10 protein-coding genes and 1 pseudogene are annotated in these 19459 nt (G+C 73.3%); 10 read left to right on the top strand and 1 reads right to left on the bottom strand.

Annotation, left to right across the window (positions count from 1 at the left end; all coding sequences use genetic code 11):
• Nucleotides 1-59 precede the first annotated feature (59 nt).
• Entirely contained in the window at nucleotides 60-3701 is a 3642-nt protein-coding gene (locus N4G66_RS04150) for a S8 family serine peptidase (RefSeq protein ID WP_261702548.1), read from the bottom strand.
• Nucleotides 3702-3930: 229 nt separating this feature from the next.
• Here N4G66_RS04150 and N4G66_RS45615 point away from each other — a divergent pair.
• From N4G66_RS45615 to N4G66_RS04200, 10 genes and pseudogenes are all read left to right on the top strand, one after another.
• Nucleotides 3931-4278: pseudogene (locus N4G66_RS45615) on the top strand (CU044_2847 family protein); the annotation flags it as partial.
• A 275-nt stretch (nucleotides 4279-4553) separates the two neighbouring features.
• Nucleotides 4554-6311, top strand: a complete 1758-nt coding sequence (locus N4G66_RS04160) for a serine protease (RefSeq protein WP_261702550.1) — start codon at nucleotides 4554-4556, stop codon at nucleotides 6309-6311.
• 63 nt (nucleotides 6312-6374) lie between these two features.
• Nucleotides 6375-7388: an AAA family ATPase gene (locus N4G66_RS04165; RefSeq protein ID WP_261702551.1), complete on the top strand. Its 1014-nt coding sequence runs from the start codon at nucleotides 6375-6377 to the stop codon at nucleotides 7386-7388.
• Nucleotides 7378-11712 (top strand): SAV_2336 N-terminal domain-related protein, encoded by a 4335-nt coding sequence (locus N4G66_RS04170; protein WP_261702552.1) that lies wholly within the window; start codon nucleotides 7378-7380, stop codon nucleotides 11710-11712. The genes N4G66_RS04165 and N4G66_RS04170 overlap by 11 nt, the downstream gene beginning before the upstream one ends.
• A gap of 192 nt (nucleotides 11713-11904) precedes the next feature.
• Nucleotides 11905-12942 (top strand): rod shape-determining protein, encoded by a 1038-nt coding sequence (locus tag N4G66_RS04175; protein WP_261702553.1) that lies wholly within the window; start codon nucleotides 11905-11907, stop codon nucleotides 12940-12942.
• Nucleotides 12943-12972: 30 nt separating this feature from the next.
• Nucleotides 12973-14586, top strand: coding sequence for a GAF domain-containing protein (locus N4G66_RS04180; protein ID WP_261702554.1), 1614 nt, complete (start codon nucleotides 12973-12975; stop codon nucleotides 14584-14586).
• Nucleotides 14587-14715: 129 nt separating this feature from the next.
• Nucleotides 14716-15465: an SDR family NAD(P)-dependent oxidoreductase gene (locus N4G66_RS04185; RefSeq protein ID WP_261702555.1), complete on the top strand. Its 750-nt coding sequence runs from the start codon at nucleotides 14716-14718 to the stop codon at nucleotides 15463-15465.
• A 612-nt stretch (nucleotides 15466-16077) separates the two neighbouring features.
• A complete protein-coding gene (locus tag N4G66_RS04190; RefSeq protein WP_261702556.1) occupies nucleotides 16078-16680 on the top strand; it encodes a TetR/AcrR family transcriptional regulator in 603 nt (200 codons plus the stop codon).
• A 218-nt stretch (nucleotides 16681-16898) separates the two neighbouring features.
• Nucleotides 16899-17822, top strand: a complete 924-nt coding sequence (locus N4G66_RS04195) for a TauD/TfdA dioxygenase family protein (RefSeq protein ID WP_261702557.1) — start codon at nucleotides 16899-16901, stop codon at nucleotides 17820-17822.
• Nucleotides 17823-17880: 58 nt separating this feature from the next.
• Nucleotides 17881-19359, top strand: a complete 1479-nt coding sequence (locus N4G66_RS04200) for an MFS transporter (RefSeq protein ID WP_261702558.1) — start codon at nucleotides 17881-17883, stop codon at nucleotides 19357-19359.
• Nucleotides 19360-19459: the final 100 nt, after the last annotated feature.

A 19459-nucleotide genomic window follows, 5' to 3' on the forward strand; every position in this document is an offset into this window, starting at 1 on the left:
GCAGGGACGTGGGCCGGGCGGCGGGCTCTCCCCCGGGGAACCCGCCGCCCGGCGGCCGGTTACCGGACGCCCACCGCCCGGATGGTCTCCTGGCTGACCGTGCCGCCCCGGTCGTCGCGGGCGGAGGCCCGCAGCGACACGAACCCAGCGTCGCGCGGCACGCTCAGCGTGCCCCGCCAGCGCGCCTTGCCGCCGCCGGTGAGCGGGACGGCCTTCCAGGTCGTCCCGTCGTCGTAGGACACCTCCAGCTTTCCGCCGCCGAGGGTGCCGGTGTCCGGCGCGCCCTTCACGTACTCGGCGTAGATGCTCACCGGGACCTTGCCGCCGCGCACATCACCCGCGAGGTCGGTGTCGACGTCGTAGCCGAGGTTGATGAGCGGGAGGAACGTGAAGTGGTCCTCGGGGGTGGCCGCCGACCGGACGGTCCACTCGGTGTGGCCCTTCGTGGAGAGCTTCCAGCGTTCCGGGGCGAGGGTCGTGTCCGTGACGACCTTGTAGGTGTGCTCGTCGGCGGGCGCGTCCCAGACGTATCCGGCGGAGCTCTTCCCCTGGTCGACCAGGACACCGTCCTGATAGACAGAGGTGAACTGCGTCATCCCGGTGTCGTCGCTCCACACGTCACCGAAGCCGGTGTGGTCGGGTCCTGAGTCGCCCCAGCCGGGTGTGTTGAACTCGATCTGGTTGCCCGCGCGTTGCTGGCCCCAGCCGAGCCCGGTGCCGAGCCAGGGGTGGAGGACGGGCTTGAACCAGTTCAGGGTTTCATGGGTGCCGCCCCGGTAGGCGACCAGGCCGCTGCGCTCCTCCAGCGTGCCCTCCCCGACGTTGACGGACTCCATCCAGGTCTGTCCGGTGCCGGTGGATACGTAGTCGGTCCGCTCGGCCGGGTAGTCGATCCGCTCCTGGAAGCCGAGGCCGATGGGGAAGGGGTCGGCGATCGAGTAGCGGAACTCGCTGCCCGGGACGGGCTTCACGGCGTGGAATCTGGTGTCCAGCACGGCCAGTTCACGACGGTCGGGCTCGTAGGTGAGACTCCGGTCCGGTACGGCGTTCTTGTAGCCGTGCGAAAGGTCGTACACGTAGGGCGTGTTGCGTGTGCCGGTCATGTCGACGGTCCGTAGCGCGCGCAGCCGTGCCGCGTCCGCCGCGTCGACGGTGGCGATCTGCAGCGGCCGGTCCGCGTTGTCGTCCGTGCCGAACCAGGCGTTGAGGCGTCCCGGTGTGTCGTCGGTGACGAACAGCGCCTTGGCGCCCGCGTCCTGGGCCGCCTGGGCGAGCGCGGCCGGGTCGACGCCGTCGGCGAGCCGGGCGAGGACGGCCTTGCCGCTCACCTGGGTGAACGGCCCGTCCCCGACGTCGACCAGCGGCAGCCTGCTGCGGCCCTCGATCAGCGTGCCGCCCGGCTGGGCGAGCGCCGCCTTGACGCCCACGACGTCGAGGAGCGGCTTCCCGAGCCGCCACACGGTCCGGTAGTCGAAGGTGCCCTCGGTGACCTTCGGGGTCGGCGCCGCGAAGATGCTGTCGTACTTGACGGGCACCTGCACCGCGCCGAACAGGTCGGAGCCGCCGCCCGCGCGGTCGTACTCCATGATCAGTTGCCGGGTCTCGGTGCGCCGGTCGACCTTGGCGCTGATCTCCCGCAACGTCCGCCCGTCCAGGGTGACTTCGCGGTCCTGGTCGAGAGTGATCTGGGGTGCGGCGAGGAAGCCGATGCCGAGGGAGTCGGCGCCATGGCTGCCGCGCACGTCGAGGAAGGACGTGAGGCTGTAGGTGCCGGGCTTGAGCCGCAGCTCCAGGGTGCCGGAGTCACCGACGGTCGCCGGGTACGCGTCGGAGTCCTGCGCCAGCTGCTGCACGGCGAGGTAGGCCGCGGTCGGGGCGCCGTCCCGGTCCTTCACGTGGACCGTGAGCGTGTACCGCTCCTCCTCCTTGACCAGCCCGAAGGCGGTGTGTGCGACGGGCGTGCCGTCCACCGACGCCACGATCTGCCCCGAGGTGTCACCCACCGGCGCCTTCGAGCCGTCGCCGGTGACCGTGGTGGACACGGTGCCGTGCGCGGGCACCGTGAGCGTGGTGTCGGCGAGGGTGGCGACACCCTCGCCGGCCCCCTCCGCGGCGAGCGTCAACTGCACCGCCGCGTCGGAGGAGTTGGTGTAGGTGAGCGTCCGGGTGACGGGCTTGTCGTCCTCGTAGGGCCAGCGGTGGAAGCCGAGGTCGGCGCTGCCGGTGGCGGTGATCCTCGCGTCGATCGCGTCCGGGACGCTCACCCGGCCCGCGCCCAACTCGTAGACGGAGGAGTCGAGTCGCTTCGACGTCGACATCAGCGCGTCCTTGAGCCGGTCGCCGGTCCAGTCGGGGTGTTCCTGCGCGAGCAGCGCGGCCACGCCCGCGACGTGCGGTGTCGCCATCGACGTACCGCTCATGGAGGTGTAGTAGCCGCTGCCGCTCACGAGTTGGGAACGGGCGGCGAGGATGCCGACGCCGGGCGCGGAGAGGTCGGGCTTGAGCGCGTTGTCGCCGTAGCGGGGTCCGGCGCTGGTGAAGTACGCGGCCTCGTCGGCCGAGTCCACCGCGCCGACGGTCAGGGCGGAGTCGGCGGCGCCGGGCGAGCCGATGGAGGAGGGGGCGCCGGTGTTGCCGGCAGCGATGACGAAGAGGGCGCCGGTCTCCTTGGAGAGGGTGTCGACGGCCGCGGCCATGGGATCGGTGCCGTCGCTGGGCTCGGTCGAGCCGAGGCTCATCGAGATCACCTTGGCGTGCACGTCGCGCGCGGCCCACTCCATGCCGGCGATGATCTGCGACTCGCTGCCGGAGCCCTCGTCGCTGAGCACCTTGCCGACGGCGAGCGTGGCCTCGGGCGCGACGCCCTTCTCCTTGCCGTCGGAGGCGGCGCCGCTGCCGCCCACGGTGGAGGTGACGTGCGTGCCGTGCCCGTTGCGGTCGGCTACCTCCTGCCCGTCGATGAAGCTCTTGGTCTGCGCGACCCGGCCGGCCAGGTCGGGGTGACTCGTGTCGACGCCGGTGTCGAGGACGGCGACGGTCACACCCTTGCCGGTGAGCCCGGCCTCCCAGGCCTTCGGTGTGCCGATCTGCGCGTTGCTCTCGGCCATGTCGGCCTTGACGCGTCCGTCGAGCCAGACCTTGCCGATCCCCGGCTGACGGGTCATCGCCTTCCAGAAGGTCCGGCCCTTGTCCGCGGCGACGGCCGCGCCGCGGATGCTCGGCAGTGAACGCGTCCGCTCGGCGCCGCCCGGGGTCGTCGCGCGTGCCTTCGGGTCGTACGTGACGATCAGCGGCAGTTCGCCCGTCTGCCGGTCGGTGAGCCCCTGCCGTATCAGCTCGCTCACGTCGAACAGCCGCCGGTCGAGGGTGCCGGCCCGCAGATACGGCAGTGCCTCGTCCGGTACGACGGTGACGGCGCCGTCGGCGACCTGGGTGCGCACGGCTCCGGTGGCCCCGCGGGGGCGCACGACGGAGACGGTCTTCTTTCCGCCGCCGACGTCGGTGACGGTCACCTTGTCGCCGGTCACGAGGGTGACGGTGTGGGCGGCAAGGGCGGCTCGCGTCGACGCCGGGGTACCGGTGCCCGCGGTGCCCGCGGTGCCTTGGGGAGCGAGCGCGCCCGCCCGCCCCATGGGCAGCAGGGCGAGCACGAGCCCGGCCGACAGCAGCGCCGCCGGTCGTCTCAGTGGTCCTCTGGTCATTCGTGACCTCTCTTCGTCGGCCGGCCCGCGCCGGGCAGGGGTGGCGCCCGGTGCTTGCGAAGAGTGTCGGGGGGCTTGTGTTGCGGGGGCGTTGACGGAACCTGGCGGGAAGGCGCCCTGGCGGCTTCCCGCCAGGACATGCGGGTACGAGCCGCAGAAACCGGGACAGTCCCAACTGCCTTCCGGAACAATGTCGGTGCTCGGAAGTCACGGACAACGGGGGCGCGCCATGGACGGTTTGGTGGAGTTCAAGACCGAGGACGGGGCGCTGGTCGTCGTGGAGGCGGTGGACGACGGGTCCGGTTCCCGGCTCGTGGCCCGCGACGACGGTACGGTGCAGGCCACACGCACCTTCGAGGGAGCTCTGGAGGGCGTACGGGCCGCCGCCCATTCAGCGCTGCGGGTGTTCCGCGACGGGAGCCTCGCGCCCGACTCCGTCGAGATCGAGTTCGGGGTCAAACTCACCGCGGAGGCGGGCGCGTTGATCGCGAAGAGCGCGGTCGAGGGCCATCTGGTGGTCAAGCTCTCGTGGGCACCTGGAGAGTCCGGACGGGACAGCTCCCGGCCCGCCCCTGACCCGGCCTCCGGCACCACACCCGGGCCGGAGGCCACGCCCGGAACGGGAGGCACGCCCGGGATCGGGCCGGCAGCCGGGACCGGGCCCAGACCCGGGAACGGGCCCACGCCAGGGAACGGGCCCGGAATACCCCCTGGGCCGGATTCCGGGACCGGGGCCACGCCCGGAACCGGAGGCACGCCCGGCATGGGCGTGCCTCCGGAAACCCGGACGGGACCCGGGACTCCCGCTGCCTCCGGGCCGGCGTCCGGTGCGCCGGGGACCGCCGGACGGTCATGAACAGCGCCTCCTGGCAGGCCAGGATCACCTGTGGACGAGAGACCGGCGCGGGCTTCCTCGTCACCGAGCGACACGTGCTGACCTGCGCCCATGTGGTGGCGCGCAGCGGCACCGCGCAGGTGGGCGTCTCCTTCGCCCGGGAGGAGGCCGCGCTGCCCGCGAAGGTGGTGGCGCACGGCGGCTGGGACGGGCACGACACCGACCCCGGCGATGTCGCCGTCCTCGAACTCGACCGTTCCGTACCGCTGGAGCCCGCGGAGTTCGCGGCACCGTCGGACGCCTACGGCGATCCGCCGCGCAGGCTGGTGGCGTACGGCTTCCCCAAACGCTACGAGGAGGGGACCCTCGCCGAATACCGGGCCACCGCAGACCAGTTGATCGCGGACGAGTGGGTCCAGCTGGAGGCCTGGGCGGCGCACGGACAACCGCTCGCGCCCGGTTTCAGCGGCGCCGCGGTGACCCTCGCGGACACCGGGCGGGTGGTGGGCATGGTGTCCGCCGCCGCACGGGACGCGGGGATCCGCAACGGACGGATGCTGCCCGCGCACGTCATGGCCCGCTACTGGCCGCGGCTCGGCGAGCTGATACCGACACCGGAGTACGGGCGGGTGGACAAGGAGCGGCTGCGGGAGCTGGTGCTGGCGCGGGGCCCGGAGTTCGGCGGGCGCCCCGAGTGCAGCCCGGAGCGGCTGTACAGCGATGCCGTGGGCCCGTTCGGACCGCCGCTGCCGGGCCGGCGGTTCCGGTCGCTGTGGGACGCGGCCTGGTATCTGCTCTCCGAGGTGCCCGACACCGGCGCCGTCGCCCGGTTCGCCGCGCGGCTTGCCGACTTCACCGAGGACGCGCCGACGCGGGGCGCGTTACGGGCCTGGCCGTCCCGGGCGTACGACCGGCGCCCCCGGCCGTCCGTGAACCCCCCGGACCGGGCCGCCGGGACACAGCCCTGGTCGCCGATCCTGGTGGAGATCGCGCCCAGCGGTTCGGGCGAGCACCAGTTCCTCGTCGAGGTCTCGGCGTACAACGGCCGGCACCGTCGTGTCGTCGGCTCGCGTGCCCTGCCCGCCGACCGGGTGCGCGGCTACGCGCTGGAGCGCATCGACGAGGCCTACCACGAACTGGAGCCGGGAGCCCGCGAGTTGATTGCCTTCGTGCTGCCGCGCCGCTGGCTCAACACCGATGTGGCGCACTGGCAGCGCAGCGCCGACGACGACAGCCCGCTCGGCTCCTTCGCACCGCTCGTGGTGATGGACCTGGAGCGGCGGCGCAGCGGCGGCCTCCAGCACAAGCTGCTGCAGAAGTGGCAGCGGCTCGACGGGCAGTCCGCGCCACGGCTGCACCGCATCGACTGCGGGGCGCTCGGGCAGGATCCGGTGCGGCTGACCATCGGACTGCGGCGCGGCGCCGACATGGTGGGTTTCGCCTCCCCGCCGCGCGCCGAGGGCACCCGCCGGCTGTTCCGGGCGAGCCTGAACGCGGCGGTTCCGGTGATGCTCTGGCCGCGCAGCGGCTGCCGCGGCGAGACCCGGGGCGGGGCGCACGAGGACTGCACGGGGGCGGAGTTCCTGGACCGTCTCGCCGCACATCTCGCGGATCTCTCGCCCTCGGAACTCCCCTCGCACATCCATGAGTTGCGCGAGACGGCGTACGCGGACGACGGCCCCGAACCGCACTGGGCGAACGATCTGGCGCTGCTCTGGGAGGACCCCAGATGTCTGCCCGACCCGGTCGGCTATCTGCACTCACCGGTCGGCTGACCAGCCGGGAACGCACAGAGACAGGCACACGAGCGAGCGAGCAAGTGACGAGTAGGAGAACGCATGTCCCTGTGGCCCGTCTACACGGGTGGGAGCGAACCCCACGACGGCATCGCGAAGCTGCCCGCGCCGCCGCCGTGGCGCGACTTCGACGGCGGTCCCGAGCTGGACACCCCCGCCGAGGACGGCGACACCTCGACCGCCTCCCCGGACCGCAGGCACCGGGCCCGCACCTACCGGGCGACCGACCGGGCCGTCCAGCTCGTGAACGCGGCGCTGTACCTGCGCCGCCCCCTGCTGGTGACCGGCCCGCCCGGGAGCGGCAAGTCCTCCCTCGCGTACGCGGTGGCACGGGAGTTGCGGCTCGGGCCGGTGCTGCGCTGGAACATCACCAGCCGCACCACGCTGCACGACGGCCTCTACCAGTACGACCCGCTCTCCCGGCTGTACGCCGCCGGCCGTGCCGCCTCGCACGAGATCCCCGCGGGCGGCGAGCTCCAGGACCATCTGCGGCTCGGCCCGCTCGGCACGTCCCTGCTCCCCTACCGACGCCCTCGCGCCCTGCTCATCGACGAGATCGACAAGAGCGACCTCGACCTGCCGAACGACCTGCTGAACATCCTGGAGGAGGGCGAGTACGAGATCCCGGAGCTGGTCCGGGCGGCCCGCCACACCCCGGCCGCCGAGGTGATGGTGGCCGGCACGGACGGGCGGGTCACCGTCTCCGGCGGCCGGGTGCGCTGCCGCGCCTTCCCCTTCGTCGTCCTGACCAGCAACGGCGAGCGCGAGTTCCCGCCCGCCTTCCTGCGCCGGTGCGTCCGGCTCGAACTCCACCAGCCGCGCGACGCCCACCTCGAAAGCATCGTCCGCGCCCATCTCGGCGAGCCCGACGCCTACGCCCGCGAGCTGATCACCCGCTTCCTCTCCCGCGGTACCGGCGGCGAACTCGCCACGGACCAGCTCCTGAACGCGATCTACCTGACGGGCACGGCGGGCATCGACGCGATGTCGCGCGACGATCTCGCGGAGCAGCTGATGCCCTACCTCAGCAGTACCCGGGACGACGATGAGTTCTGAGGACCCGGACACCCCCGCGCACCGGGTCCCGGACCTCTCCGCGAACCGGCTCCCGAACACGCCCGAGAATCCGGTCCCGAACACGCCCGCCCATCCAGGCCCGGACGCGCCCGAGAATCCGAGCCCGGACACTCCCGCGCATCCGGGCCCGGACACCCCCGAGGGTCCAGGCCCGGGCACTCCGCCTGACCCAGGCACGGACATCCCGACGGACCCGGGGCCCGCTCTGCTCGCCGATCTGCTGGGGCGGGTCGTCGGCGGGGAGACGCCGACCTCCGTGGAGCTGGCCGAACTGCTGTGGCTCGCGGGGCACATCGAAGGGCCGGCCGTCGTGGCACCGGACCCGTCCCGGTCCGGCGAGGGCGCCGCCTGCCCTCGTACGACCCCGGCGGCACCCGCGCGGACGGACGTGCCGCCGGACCCGCCCCCCGGGGACCCGCCCGCCGGTCCGGACCGTCCGGGCGACGGCCGCGTCCCGCTGCGCCTGCCCGGCTCCGACGCCGGCTCCCCCGACCGGGACACGAGCGGCACCGGTCAGGACGCGGCGGACGACGGCCCGGCGGACACCCCGCACACCACACTCCTCGCCCCCGCTCCCCCGATGCTGCCCCACCCGCTCGCGCTCCAGCGCACCCTGCGTCCGCTCAAGCGCCGAGTGCCCGCGCCCGTCGGCCACACCCTGGACGAGGAGGCGACCGCCCACCGGATCGCGCGGCTCGACGTCGCACCCCAGGGGTGGCTGCCGGTGCTGCGCCCGGCCACCGAGCGCTGGCTGACCCTGCATCTCGTGCACGACACCGGGCCCACCATGCCCGTCTGGCGCCCACTCGTCCGCGAACTGCACACCGCGCTCGCCCAGTCGGGCGTCTTCCGCACGGTGGAGCTGCACCAGCTGACCGCCGCGGGGACCGTACGACGGCCCGGCTCGCAGGAGTCGTACGCGGACGGCCGTACGGTCACCCTGCTGGTCAGCGACTGCATGGGCGCGCAGTGGCGAGGCGGCCCGGCGGGAATCCGCTGGTACCGCACGCTGCGCCGCTGGGCGGCCCGGATGCCCGTCGCCGTGCTCCAGCCGCTGCCCGAGCGGCTGTGGCGCACCACGGCCCTGCCCGCGACGACCGCGCGCCTCACCGCTCCGTGGCCCGCGGCCCCCAACTCCGCCTACACCGTGGACTCCTACGCCTCGGACGACCTTCCCGGCCCCGGTCCCGTACTCGCGCTGCCCGTCCTGGAGCCGTCCGCCCGCTGGCTGGCGAACTGGTCGTCGCTGGTGGCCGGCGGCGGCCGCCTCCCGGGCTCGGTGGCGACGCTGGACACGGCCCCGCCGCCCGCCCCGCTCGACGAGTACGGCCGCGGCGACGTCGAGCAGCTCTCCGCGCAGGAGCTCGTCCTGCGGTTCCGCTCCATCGCCTCTCCCGAGGCGTTCCGGCTCGCCGGTCATCTCGCCGTGGGACGGCCGGAGTTGCCCGTGATGCGACTGGTGCAGGCGGCGATCGAGCAGAGTCCTCGGCCCCAGCATCTCGCCGAGGTGATCCTCAGCGGCCTCCTCGGCGCAGACTCCTCGGGCCCTCCCGGCTCGTACACCTTCCGGCCGGGCGTGCGCGAACTCCTGCTGCACACGCTGCCGCGCACCGCGCGCAGCCGCACCGGTGAACTTCTGGGCCGGGTCGGCGCGTTGATCGACGCACGGGCCGGGGTGGCCGCCGGGGAGTTCCCCGTGGTCGCCCCCGGACACGGAGACGCGAGGGCCGGGGGCGAGGCGTTCGCCTCGGTGCGCGAGGAGAGCGTCCGACGGCTGGGGGGTGGAACGCCGCCCCGGACCGGGGGGCTGGTGCTCGGCAGATACCGGCTGGTGCGACGGCTGGGCCGGGGCAGGCAGTTGATGCTGGCCGAGGACACGCGGAGCGGCCGGAGCGTGGTGGTGCACACCTACCCGCCGACCGCGCACGAGCCGTTCCTCAAGGACGCCGGCGCTCTCGCCGGAATCGAGCACCCCAACGTCCTCTCGGTGCACGACTTCGGCATCGAGGGGAACGTTCCTTACCTCATAACGGAGTTCACCGAGGGACTCACGGTGTCGGAACTCACCGCGGAGAGCGGCTTCGCCCTGCCCTTCTCCCTGCTCGCTCCCTTGGCCCAGCAGCTCGCGCGCGGCCTCGGGGCCGTACACGAGCGGGGCGTCACACACGGCAGGCTCACACCGAACGGCCTCATCGTCCGGCCGGACGGCGGTCTGAAGATCACCCACTTCGCGCTGGGAGCCGGCCGGGACCGCGACCCGTCGAGGGATCTGCACGACTTCGGCCATCTGCTGCGGGCACTGACCAACGGTACCGGGGGCGCTGAACTCAACGCGGTACCGGGCGAGTTCAGGACCCTTCTGTCCGACATCCTCAATCCGCTGACCTCCTCGGACCCGCAGGCCCAGCGACGCGGCATGGATCTCTTCTTCACTCCGTCCTTCGCCCAGGCCCTGGAAGCCGCCGAGGCCGCACGCCACCGGTACCGGGTACTGGGACCCGTACGGATCACCCGGGGCGACCGCACTGTCCGCACGCTCTCGCCCCGGCAGCAGGCCCTGCTGTGCATACTGCTCCTGAGCCGTGGCCGGCCGGTGACGCACGGCGACCTGGCCGATGGGCTGTGGGGCGGGCGGTCTCCGCAGCGGGCCGTGCGCCTGCTGGCCACGGACGTCGCGGCGGTCCGCGAGGCCCTCGGCCCCGGCGTCCTGGCGACCACCTCGGACGGTTACGCCCTGTACGCCGACCCCGCCTGCGTCGACCTCGCCCGGTGCGAGGCTCTCGTCGCCCGCTCGAAGACCCACCGGGACGCGGGCGACCCGCAGGCTGCCGCAGAATGCGTCCGGCAGGCTCTCGACCTGTGGGCCGGCGATCCGGTGGACGGCGTTCCCGGCCCCGCCGCCGAGGCGACCCGCGGACGGCTCCGTGCGCTGCGCCTCACCCTCTGCGCCACCCGAGCCGAACTCGACCTGGAGACGGGCAACTTCCGGCGCGCGGCGAGCGACCTCGGCGAACTCCTGCGGTCCCACCCCCAGCGCGAGGACTTCCGGCGACTGCACATCCTCGCGCTCAAGGGCCAGGGCCGGGTCGCCGAGGCCATCGAGTCGTACGAGACGTACGAGAACCTCCAGGCGTCCGGCGAGCCGAACCCCACCCTGCTGGGGCTGTACCGCGAACTGCGGGCCGCGCCGGAACACGGCAGCCCGGTCATCGCCGTCGAGTACACCGCGGACTCCGTCGAGGATCCGCACACTCACAGCGTCCTCGGCCGGACGCTGGCCTGGCTGCTCTCCCTGAGCGACATGGCGCCGAACGAGTACGAACTCCTCGGCCGCGACAACGGTTATGTCGTGATCACCGAGCCGACGGCCTCCGTGCTGACCGCGCTGAACGCCGTACTGCGTGAACTCCCCGGCGCGCTACTGGAGCTGGACGAGCCTCCGAGGCTCCGGGTGACCTTCTGGCACACCGCGCTGTTCGCCCACGCGGGCAGCCCGACCGTGCCGCCCGATCTCCGGCCCGAGCTGGACCGTCCCGAGGCGGACATCGTGGTCGTGCTCTCCCCCGTTCTGTACGAGGAACTGATGAGCAGCGGCGGCACCACGTCGGCGCCCGGCCGCTTCCGCCCGCTGCACCGGCAGCCGTCGGCGGACGGTCCGGCCGTCGCCTGGTACCGCACCCTGGACCTCCCCGAACGCCTCCCGGAACTCGAACCGGTCCAACGCGACCTGGTCCGGGGCCCGTTCACCACCCGTGACCTCACCCGGCTCCGGAGCGCGGAGCAGGGCCGCACCGCCATCGTGCACACGGACCCCGACACCTCGCTGACGCTGCTCAATCTCGACCGGCCGCGGGGCAAGCGCCCGCCGCGCTCCCTCATCACGTACTACGAGGTCGATCTCACCGCCCAGGGCGCCGCGCACGAACTGCACCTGCCGAGCTCCGGGCGCAGTTCCTTCGCCGCCTCGGTGGAACTTTCCTGGCACGTGGACGACCCGGTGGCCTTCGTGCGCGGCGAGACCCACGACGTGTCGAGGCTGCTCCTCGACCATCTCCTCAAGGAGGCGGGGCGCATCACCCGCCGTCACCCGCTGCGCCGCGCGGGCGCGGCGCAGCGCGCCGTGCACGAGGGGCTGCGCCGCTGGCCGGTGCCGGGGCTGTCGGTGGCCTGCTCGGTACGGCTCCGCGAGGGTGCGCCGCCCTCCGGGACACGGCCGCCGGCCTCGGCGGCCACCTCCGTACAGCGAGAAGCCGTGGACGCGGATTCCGTGAACAGGGATTCCCCGGAGCAGGGTGACGCGTGAATTCGGCGCTCTGCCTTGTCCGGACGCGCGGGGACCGGGTGACCGACGGCGTCCGCGGCGGTCCGACCACCCGGCCGGCGGCACCCCGCCCGGCCCTCCAAAAGGGGCGCCGGGCGCCCGGCTCGCGCAGGATGCGAGAGAGGACCGCCGCCCGGCGGAGCCCCACGGTCTGCGCTCTCGGGAGGACCTGCCATGACCGCCAATCTGGAGCAGCTGCGCCGCTGTCACTTCGCCGTCGACCTGGGCGCGGCGAGGACCCGTGTGTGGGTGCGGGGTGCGGGCCTGGTCGTCGACCAGCCGAGTGTCGCCGCGATCAACACGAAGACGGGCGCGCTGATCGCGGTCGGGGAGTTCGCGGAGCGGATGACGGGCCGCACCCCCGAGTACATCCGGGTGGTGCGCCCGGTGTCCGGCGGCACCGTCGTCGACATCGACATGGCGCAGCGGATGCTGCGCCAGCTCCTGGGGGACAAGGTCCGGCGCACCCTGCGCCGCAAGCCCCGGCTGCGCGCCGCGGCCTGCACCCCGCACGACGCGGGCCCGCTGGCCCAGCGCGCCACGATCGAGACGCTGGTCGGGCTCGGGGCGCGGCGGGTCGAGCTCGTCGACACACTCATCGCGGCCGCGGTCGGCTGCGGACTTCCCGTCGAGCGGCCCGAGGCCACCATGGTCATGGTGTGCGGGGCCGCCGCGACCCAGCTCGCCGTGCTCTCGCTGGGCTCGATCGTCACCGCCGAGCGCATCCCGGTCGGCGGTGAGGCCGTCGACCACGCGATCGTGCAGCACCTTCGCCACCAGCACGAGCTGATGCTGCCGAGTCAGGCCGTACGGCCCCTGCAGCTCGCCCTCTCCGGCAACGGGCTCACCCCGCACGGCCCGACCCTGACCGAGATCCACGGGCGGGACGTGGCGACCGGCCTGGCCCGTTCCGTGCAGGTCGACACCGCCGCCGTACGCCTGGCGATCGAGACGCCGCTGACCGCCGTACTGGACGGCATCGGCAAGGTGCTGCGGTCCTGCCCGCCCGATCTGGTGGCCGACCTCGGCGACCGCGGGATCATGATGGTCGGCGGCAGCGCTCTGCTCCCCGGGCTCGACCAGATGCTGCGGCAGGCGACCGGTATGCCCGTCCACATCGCCGAGCGGCCCGACGTCTGTGCCGTCCAGGGGCTCGGCTACATGCTGGAGGGCAAGATCGAGCCGATGGTCCTGGACCCGCTGGCGAACTGACGTCCGGGTCCAGGCGTCCGAAGGCCTCGCATGGCCTCCCCCGTGCCAGGACTCCCGCCGCTTCTCGAAGCGGTGCTCAGTGTCGGCACCGAACTCGAACTGCGCGCCACCCTCCAGCGGATCGTGGACGCCGCGGCCGAGCTGACGGGGGCCCGGTACGCGGCGCTGAGGATGAGGGACCCAGGACGGGACGGGCTGGTGCACATCCGCACGGCGGAGCCGCACACGAGGGAGCCGCACACGGGGGAGTCCGGCCCTCACCCCGAGTCCCCCGGCTCCCCCGAGCCTCTCAAGTCCCTCGCCCCCTCCGAGTCCCCCGAGTCCCCCGAGTCCGACATCTGCCTGGACGTCCCCATCCGGGTCGACGACGAGGTGTTCGGCAACCTCTACCTCGCGGACAAGTCCTCAGGGCCCGTCACCCGTGAGGACGAACAGCTGGTGCGCCTGCTCGCCACACAGGCCGGCATCGCGATCGCCAACGCCCGGCTGTACGAGACGGCCCGGCAGCGGGAGCGCTGGATCGAGGGCGCCGCCGCCGTCACCACCGCCCTGCTCAGCGGCGGGACCGACGCCGACGCACTGCTGACGGTCGCCGAACGCGCCAGGATTCTCGCGGACGCCTCGGCGGGCCTCATCCTCAAGCCCACGGACGAGGGCGGCATGGAGATCGTGGTCGCCTCCACCCACGAGGACCCCGACGGCATCGTGGGCACCACCATCGCGCCCGGCAGCCCCCTCCTCGAACAGCTCCTGGGTGGGGAGCCGGTGTTCATCGACGACTCGGCGACCGACCCGCGGATGACGACCCACGTACGGTCCCGGTTCGGGCCGAGCATGATGCTGCCCCTGCAGACCGAGGGCCGTCTCATCGGCACGCTGGCCCTGCCGCGAGGCCGGGGCGACCGCCCGTACACGGAGGTCGAACGCCTGCTGGCCACCCAGTTCGCCTCGCAGGCCGCGCTCGCCCTGGTCCTCGCCGACGCCCGGCACAGCCGTGAACTCCTCGCGGTGTACGAGGACCGGGACCGCATCGCCCGGGACCTGCACGACCTGGTCGTGCAGCGCCTGTTCGCGACCGGCATGATGCTGGAGTCCACACAACGCAGGAACGCCGGGCGCGGCACCGGCGACAGCGGGGCCAAGGACAGCGAGGGCGGCGACAGCGAGGCCGAAGAGGTGTCCGCGGCCCTCGGCCGGGCGGTCGACGAACTGGAGGCCACGGTCCAGGAGGTGCGCACCGCGATCTTCGCGCTGCAGCAGCCGCCCGCCGACGCCCCCACCACGTTCCGCGGCAAGGTGCTGCGCGAGACGGCGGGCGCGGCGGCGGTCCTCGGCATCCAGCCGTCCACCCGGTTCACGGGTCCGGTGGAGAACAGGCTCACGGAGCCGGTGGCCGGTCAGCTGCTCGCGGTGCTGCGGCGCGCGCTGGCCGCCGCCTCGCGACGCCCCGGGGTGTCGCGGATCGAGGTCGCCGTCGATGTGACGGTGACACTGCAGGACGGCCGCCCCGGCGTCCGGCTGACCGTCCACGACGACGGTGACCCGAACGGCACCTCCGAGGACGCGGACGACGACGGCAGCGGCGTGGGCGACGCCGGCTCGGGCGACGCCGGTACGAGCGTCACCTGGCAGTCGCCCCTGTAGCTCCGGGCGGTCAACCGACGGGCCGGTCCGCGCACTTGACGCTGCCTCAGGCGCTCCGTAGCCTCCCCATCTGTATCTGTACCTGACCGAGATTCATATCCAGGAATATCGAGAACGGGTGGGGCGGACATGGGCGGACGGCGTGTGGTGGTGTCCGGAGGCGGTACGGGAATCGGCCTGGCGACCGCGGAGGTGTTCGCCGCGGACGGGGACCGGGTGGTGCTCATCGGCCGCCGCGCGGACGTCCTGCGCAAGGCCGCCGACGGGCTGAACGAGCGATACGGCCAGGAGACCGCGTCCTGGCATGCCGCAGATCTGACCGACCCCGAACAGGTGGGAGCGGCACGGGAGTTCATCATCGCGGACGACACCCCGGTGGACGTCCTGGTCGCCAACGCGGGCGGAAACGCCGCCGTGTCGCACGACGGCGGCCTGGCCTCCGTCGCCGACAGCTACCGGCGCAACTTCGACGCCAACGTCCTGACCGCCGTCCTGCTCACCGAGGCGCTGCTCCCCCACCTGCGCCGGCCCGGCGGCCGCATCGTGCAGCTCTCCTCCATCGCCTCGCTGCGCGGCCCCGGCTCGTACGGCGGATCCAAGGGCTGGATCAACACCTATACCTACGATCTCGCCCAGCGCGTCGGCTCCGAGGGCATCACCGTGAACGCGGTCGCTCCCGGCTTCGTCGGCGACACCGAGTTCTTCGGGGACCGCGCCACGCCGGAGTTCGTCGCCACCCGCGTGGCCCAGTCCCTCACCGGACAGCCCGGCCACCCCGCACAGATCGCGGCCGCCATCCGGTACGTCGCGTCACCTGAGGCCGCGTACATGACGGGCCAGCTCCTGCACATCAACGGCGGCGCGGCACTGGGTCGTTAGCCCGGCGCGGCCATGCGGCAGGGCCGGTCCCGCAGCGCCGCCCTGCCCTCCGCGACGACCGCGCCGCAGCCGCCCGACGAGTCGGCCCGCGCACCCGGACCGGGACGCGGCCACCATGCCGGCGCCCGCGGCGAACACGGCCGGCTTCCGGGTGACGAGCGGACGACCGACCTCTCGCGGGCTCGGCCGCCGCGGGCGCGCCCCTGCGGGTCCGGCGGCGCGCGCCCCTGCGCCGACGGCCGAGCGACGGCCGAGCCCGCAGGAGCGACGCGTGACGCGGTACGCGCGGATCAGTAAAGGTGGGTCATCAGACCGGCGGGCCAGTGCGCGCGAGTCAGTACCAGCGGGCCAGTACGTGGATCAGTACGGCAGCAGACGTCCTGACGGCGTCCTGCGGTCGATCGGCATCTCGCGCGGAGCGGCGGGCCGACGGTTGACGCGAATCCGGATCTGACGGTTCATGACCCCTCCTCATGACTGATGAGACCCGCGTCGCCGTTGACGCGCATAGACGCATGGTGCCCACGGAGGCGCCCCTCCTACCCTCCGAGCAGGATGTTCCGCGCGAGCCCTCCTCCCGGGGAGGGACACCGGTCCCCGTAGGCTCGGGGCATGACGGGTGCGCGGACGCGGGGGACGGAGCGGGGACCGGGGCGACCGCGCGAGGAGCGGGTCACCGGAGCGGTCCTGAACGCGGTCGTCGACCTGGTCGTCGAACAGGGCATGGGGGCGCTCACGATGGACGCCGTCGCCGCACGGGCCGGGGTGAGCAAGCCCGCCATCTACCGGCGCTGGCCCACCAAGCAGGACCTGATCATCGCCGCCGCCGAGAGCCGCATCGGCGAGTTGTCGGTGCCCGACCTGGGCGACTTCCGCGCCGAGCTGCGCGTCATCCTCACGGCCCGGCTGGAGGCGTACCGGCTGCCGGGGTCGGCCCGGCTGATCGCGGGACTGATCGGCGCGGCGGCCGAGGCGGGCACGGGCAGGGCGCAGTACGTGCAGTACACCGAGCGGATCACGAGCGAGACCCGGCACATCCTCGAACGCGGCATCGAGCGCGGTGACGTACGCCCCGACACCGATGTCCGGGCCGCGGCCACCCTGGTCGCCGCGCCGCTGCTCTTCCGGCTGATCAGCGAGCAGGAACCGCTCGACACCCGGCTGGTGGAGACCCTGGTGGACCTCGTGGCCCGCGCGGTCGGCTCGGCTTCCTGACCGCCGCGGCCCCCGCCGAACCGCTCCCTCCACACCAGCCGCAAGCCCGCCGGACCGCCCCGTTCGCACCGGCCACAACCCGCCGGACGGCCCCGTTCACACCGGCCACGACCCCGCCGGACAGCCCGTCCACAACGATCGCACCAGACCCTTGCCACCCGGCACCTCAATAACGATACTTCCGGTAACGAAATCCCGGTTGTCGTTCTGGAGAGCCCATGGACAGCGTCGTCACCCCTCCCGCGCCCACCCTCGACAAGCCTCTGATGCACTACGGAAAGCGAGTGCTGGAGCGCACCGCGCCCGGCGTCGCCCCGGCCGAGTACCGCCTGATGGACATCCGTCCGCTCACCCCGCACATCGGCGCGGAGATCGCCGGCGTCGACCTCTCGCTCCCGATCGGCGAAGAGCTCGCCACGGAGCTGACGCAGGCCCTGCTGGAGTGGAAGGTGATCTTCTTCCGTGACCAGCACTCGTTCGACCCGAGCTCCCAGCTGGCGCTCGCCGGCGTGTGGGGGGCGCCGGAGCCCAACCCGTTCTTCCCCGCCGGCGACACCGCCGGTGTCTCGCGCCTGGCCAAGGACGCCATGGCCGTCGGCACCGAGAACATCTGGCACAGCGACCACTCCTTCATGGCCGCACCGGCGCTCGGCTCGGTCCTGCGGGCCGTCGAGGTCCCCGCCGCGGGTGGCGACACCCTCTGGGCGGACATGGGCGCCGCGTACGACAACCTGCCGGAGCGGACGAAGGCCCGTATCGAGGGACTCACCGCGGTGCACAACTGGGTGCCCAGCTGGGGCCTGAAGATGACGGAGAGCCAGATCGCGGCGCATCGGGAGAACCTGCCGCCCGTCGAGCACCCGGTCGTCGTACGGCACCCGCGCACCGGCCGCAAGCTGCTCTACGTCAACGAGCCCTTCACGACCCGGATCACCGGCCTGTCGGAGACCGAGAGCCGTGAGCTGCTCCACGACCTGGTGCTCCAGGCCCGTATCCCCGAGTACCAGGTCCGCTTCCGCTGGCAGCCCGGCTCCGTCGCGATCTGGGACAACATCGCCACGCAGCACTACGCGATCAACGACTACTACCCGCAGCGCCGCGTCATGGAGCGCATCGCGATCACCGGCGAACGCCTGTCCTGAGGACCTCGGCCGGACCTGCCCCGCCCGTTCCCGACCCGCCCTCTCCCGCGGAGCCCCTGTGACCGACACCGACGCCGTACCCGCTGTGCCCGCCGGCCGTGCGAAGACACCACCTGACCGGCGCCGCCGTGCGTGGACCGTCACCGCGCTGCTCGTCGTCTTCATGATGGTCAACTTCGCCGACAAGTCCGTACTGGGCCTGGCGGCCGACCCCATCCGCGAGGACCTCGGCCTGTCCGCGTCCGCCTTCGGGCTCGCCAACAGCGCGTTCTTCCTGCTGTTCTCGGTCTGCGGCGCCGCTGTGGGGCTGCTCGCCGACCGCGTACGGCCCAAGTGGCTGCTGCTCACGATGGCCGTCCTGTGGTCCCTGTCCCAGGCTCCGCTGGTCCTGGGCGGAGGGCTCGCGGTGCTCGTCACCTCACGCGTTCTCCTGGGCGCGGCCGAAGGGCCGGCGTTCCCGGTGGCCCAGCAGACCACCCTCTCCTGGTTCCCCGACCGCCGGCGCAACCTGCCCGGGGCGCTCATCGTGCTGGGGATCACCCTGGGCGTCCTGGTCGCCGCCCCCGTGCTGACCTGGGTCATCCACCAGCACGGCTGGCGCACCGCGGTCGCGGTGGTCGCGGTCGCGGGCGCCGTGTGGGCGCTGCTGTGGATCCCCTTCGGCGGAGAGGGGCCCTACGCGGCGGTTCGGGACGACGAGACCCCGGCGCCGGTCCCGGCCGACGGCCCCGATACCGGTATGGGCCTCGACACCGGTGCGGGCCCCGTTCCCGGTGCGGGCCCCGACGCCGACCGTGCGGCCGAGGGAGCCGCGGCGGTGAAGTCCGCGACCGGGACGGGCGGCGCCGCGCGCGGGACGCCGTACCGCCGTATCCTCGCGACCCGCACCTGGATCGGTGCCACGGCCGCGTACTTCGGCACCTACTGGGTGATCGCCTTCTGCCTGGTCTGGCTCCCGTCCTTCCTCCACGACGGCCTGGGGTACTCATCGGCCGCGTCCGCCCGGCTGCTCATGCTGGTCTGGGGACTGAGCGGCGTCGTGGTGCTCGGTCAGGCCGGCGTGACCGGATGGCTGCTGCGCAGCGGGGTTTCGAGCCGACGGGCGCGCGGCGGGGTCGGCGGAGTCCTGCTGCTCATCGCCGCCGCGGCGTGCCTCGCGCTGCCCGCCGCACCGGCCGGTGCCACGACGGTCGTCCTCCTGGTCGCCGGATTCGGCTGCGCCGGGGCGATGGGCAGCGTCGCCGCCACCACCGTCGCCGAGCTGGCTCCGGCCGACCGCCGCGGCGGCGCGCTGGGCATCATGAACGCCGTGGTGACCACCGCGGGTCTGATCGCCCCGACCCTGGTCGGGCACCTCGTGGACACCCACGGGACCGCGGGCTACCGGGAGGCTCTCCTGATCACCGGAGTCCTGCTCCTGCTGGGCGGAACCGCCGCCGTCACGCTGATCGACCCGGCCCGCGACGCCCGCCTGCTGTCCGCCCGGCACTCCGGCCCTCTCGCCCCGGACCACGACAGCCCGTTGCAACCCGTCTGACCGGCCGTTGCGTACGCCGACGCCGGGTACGGCACGGAACGAGGGGGCCGTGCCGCACCCGCGTCTCCCCTCGCCCCTCCCCTCCCTCTCTCCGCTCCCC

Source organism: Streptomyces rhizosphaerihabitans (assembly GCF_025399795.1).
GTDB classification, from domain to species: Bacteria; Actinomycetota; Actinomycetes; order Streptomycetales; family Streptomycetaceae; genus Streptomyces; species Streptomyces rhizosphaerihabitans.

Bases quoted from the DNA above. Each gene is read 5' to 3' on its own strand.
- N4G66_RS04150 (WP_261702548.1), bottom strand. From the start codon at position 3,701: ATGACCAGAGGACCACTGAGACGACCGGCGGCGCTGCTGTCGGCCGGG.
- N4G66_RS04160 (WP_261702550.1), top strand. From the start codon at position 4,554: ATGAACAGCGCCTCCTGGCAGGCCAGGATCACCTGTGGACGAGAGACC.
- N4G66_RS04165 (WP_261702551.1), top strand. From the start codon at position 6,375: ATGTCCCTGTGGCCCGTCTACACGGGTGGGAGCGAACCCCACGACGGC.
- N4G66_RS04170 (WP_261702552.1), top strand. From the start codon at position 7,378: ATGAGTTCTGAGGACCCGGACACCCCCGCGCACCGGGTCCCGGACCTC.
- N4G66_RS04175 (WP_261702553.1), top strand. From the start codon at position 11,905: ATGACCGCCAATCTGGAGCAGCTGCGCCGCTGTCACTTCGCCGTCGAC.
- N4G66_RS04180 (WP_261702554.1), top strand. From the start codon at position 12,973: ATGGCCTCCCCCGTGCCAGGACTCCCGCCGCTTCTCGAAGCGGTGCTC.
- N4G66_RS04185 (WP_261702555.1), top strand. From the start codon at position 14,716: ATGGGCGGACGGCGTGTGGTGGTGTCCGGAGGCGGTACGGGAATCGGC.
- N4G66_RS04190 (WP_261702556.1), top strand. From the start codon at position 16,078: ATGACGGGTGCGCGGACGCGGGGGACGGAGCGGGGACCGGGGCGACCG.
- N4G66_RS04195 (WP_261702557.1), top strand. From the start codon at position 16,899: ATGGACAGCGTCGTCACCCCTCCCGCGCCCACCCTCGACAAGCCTCTG.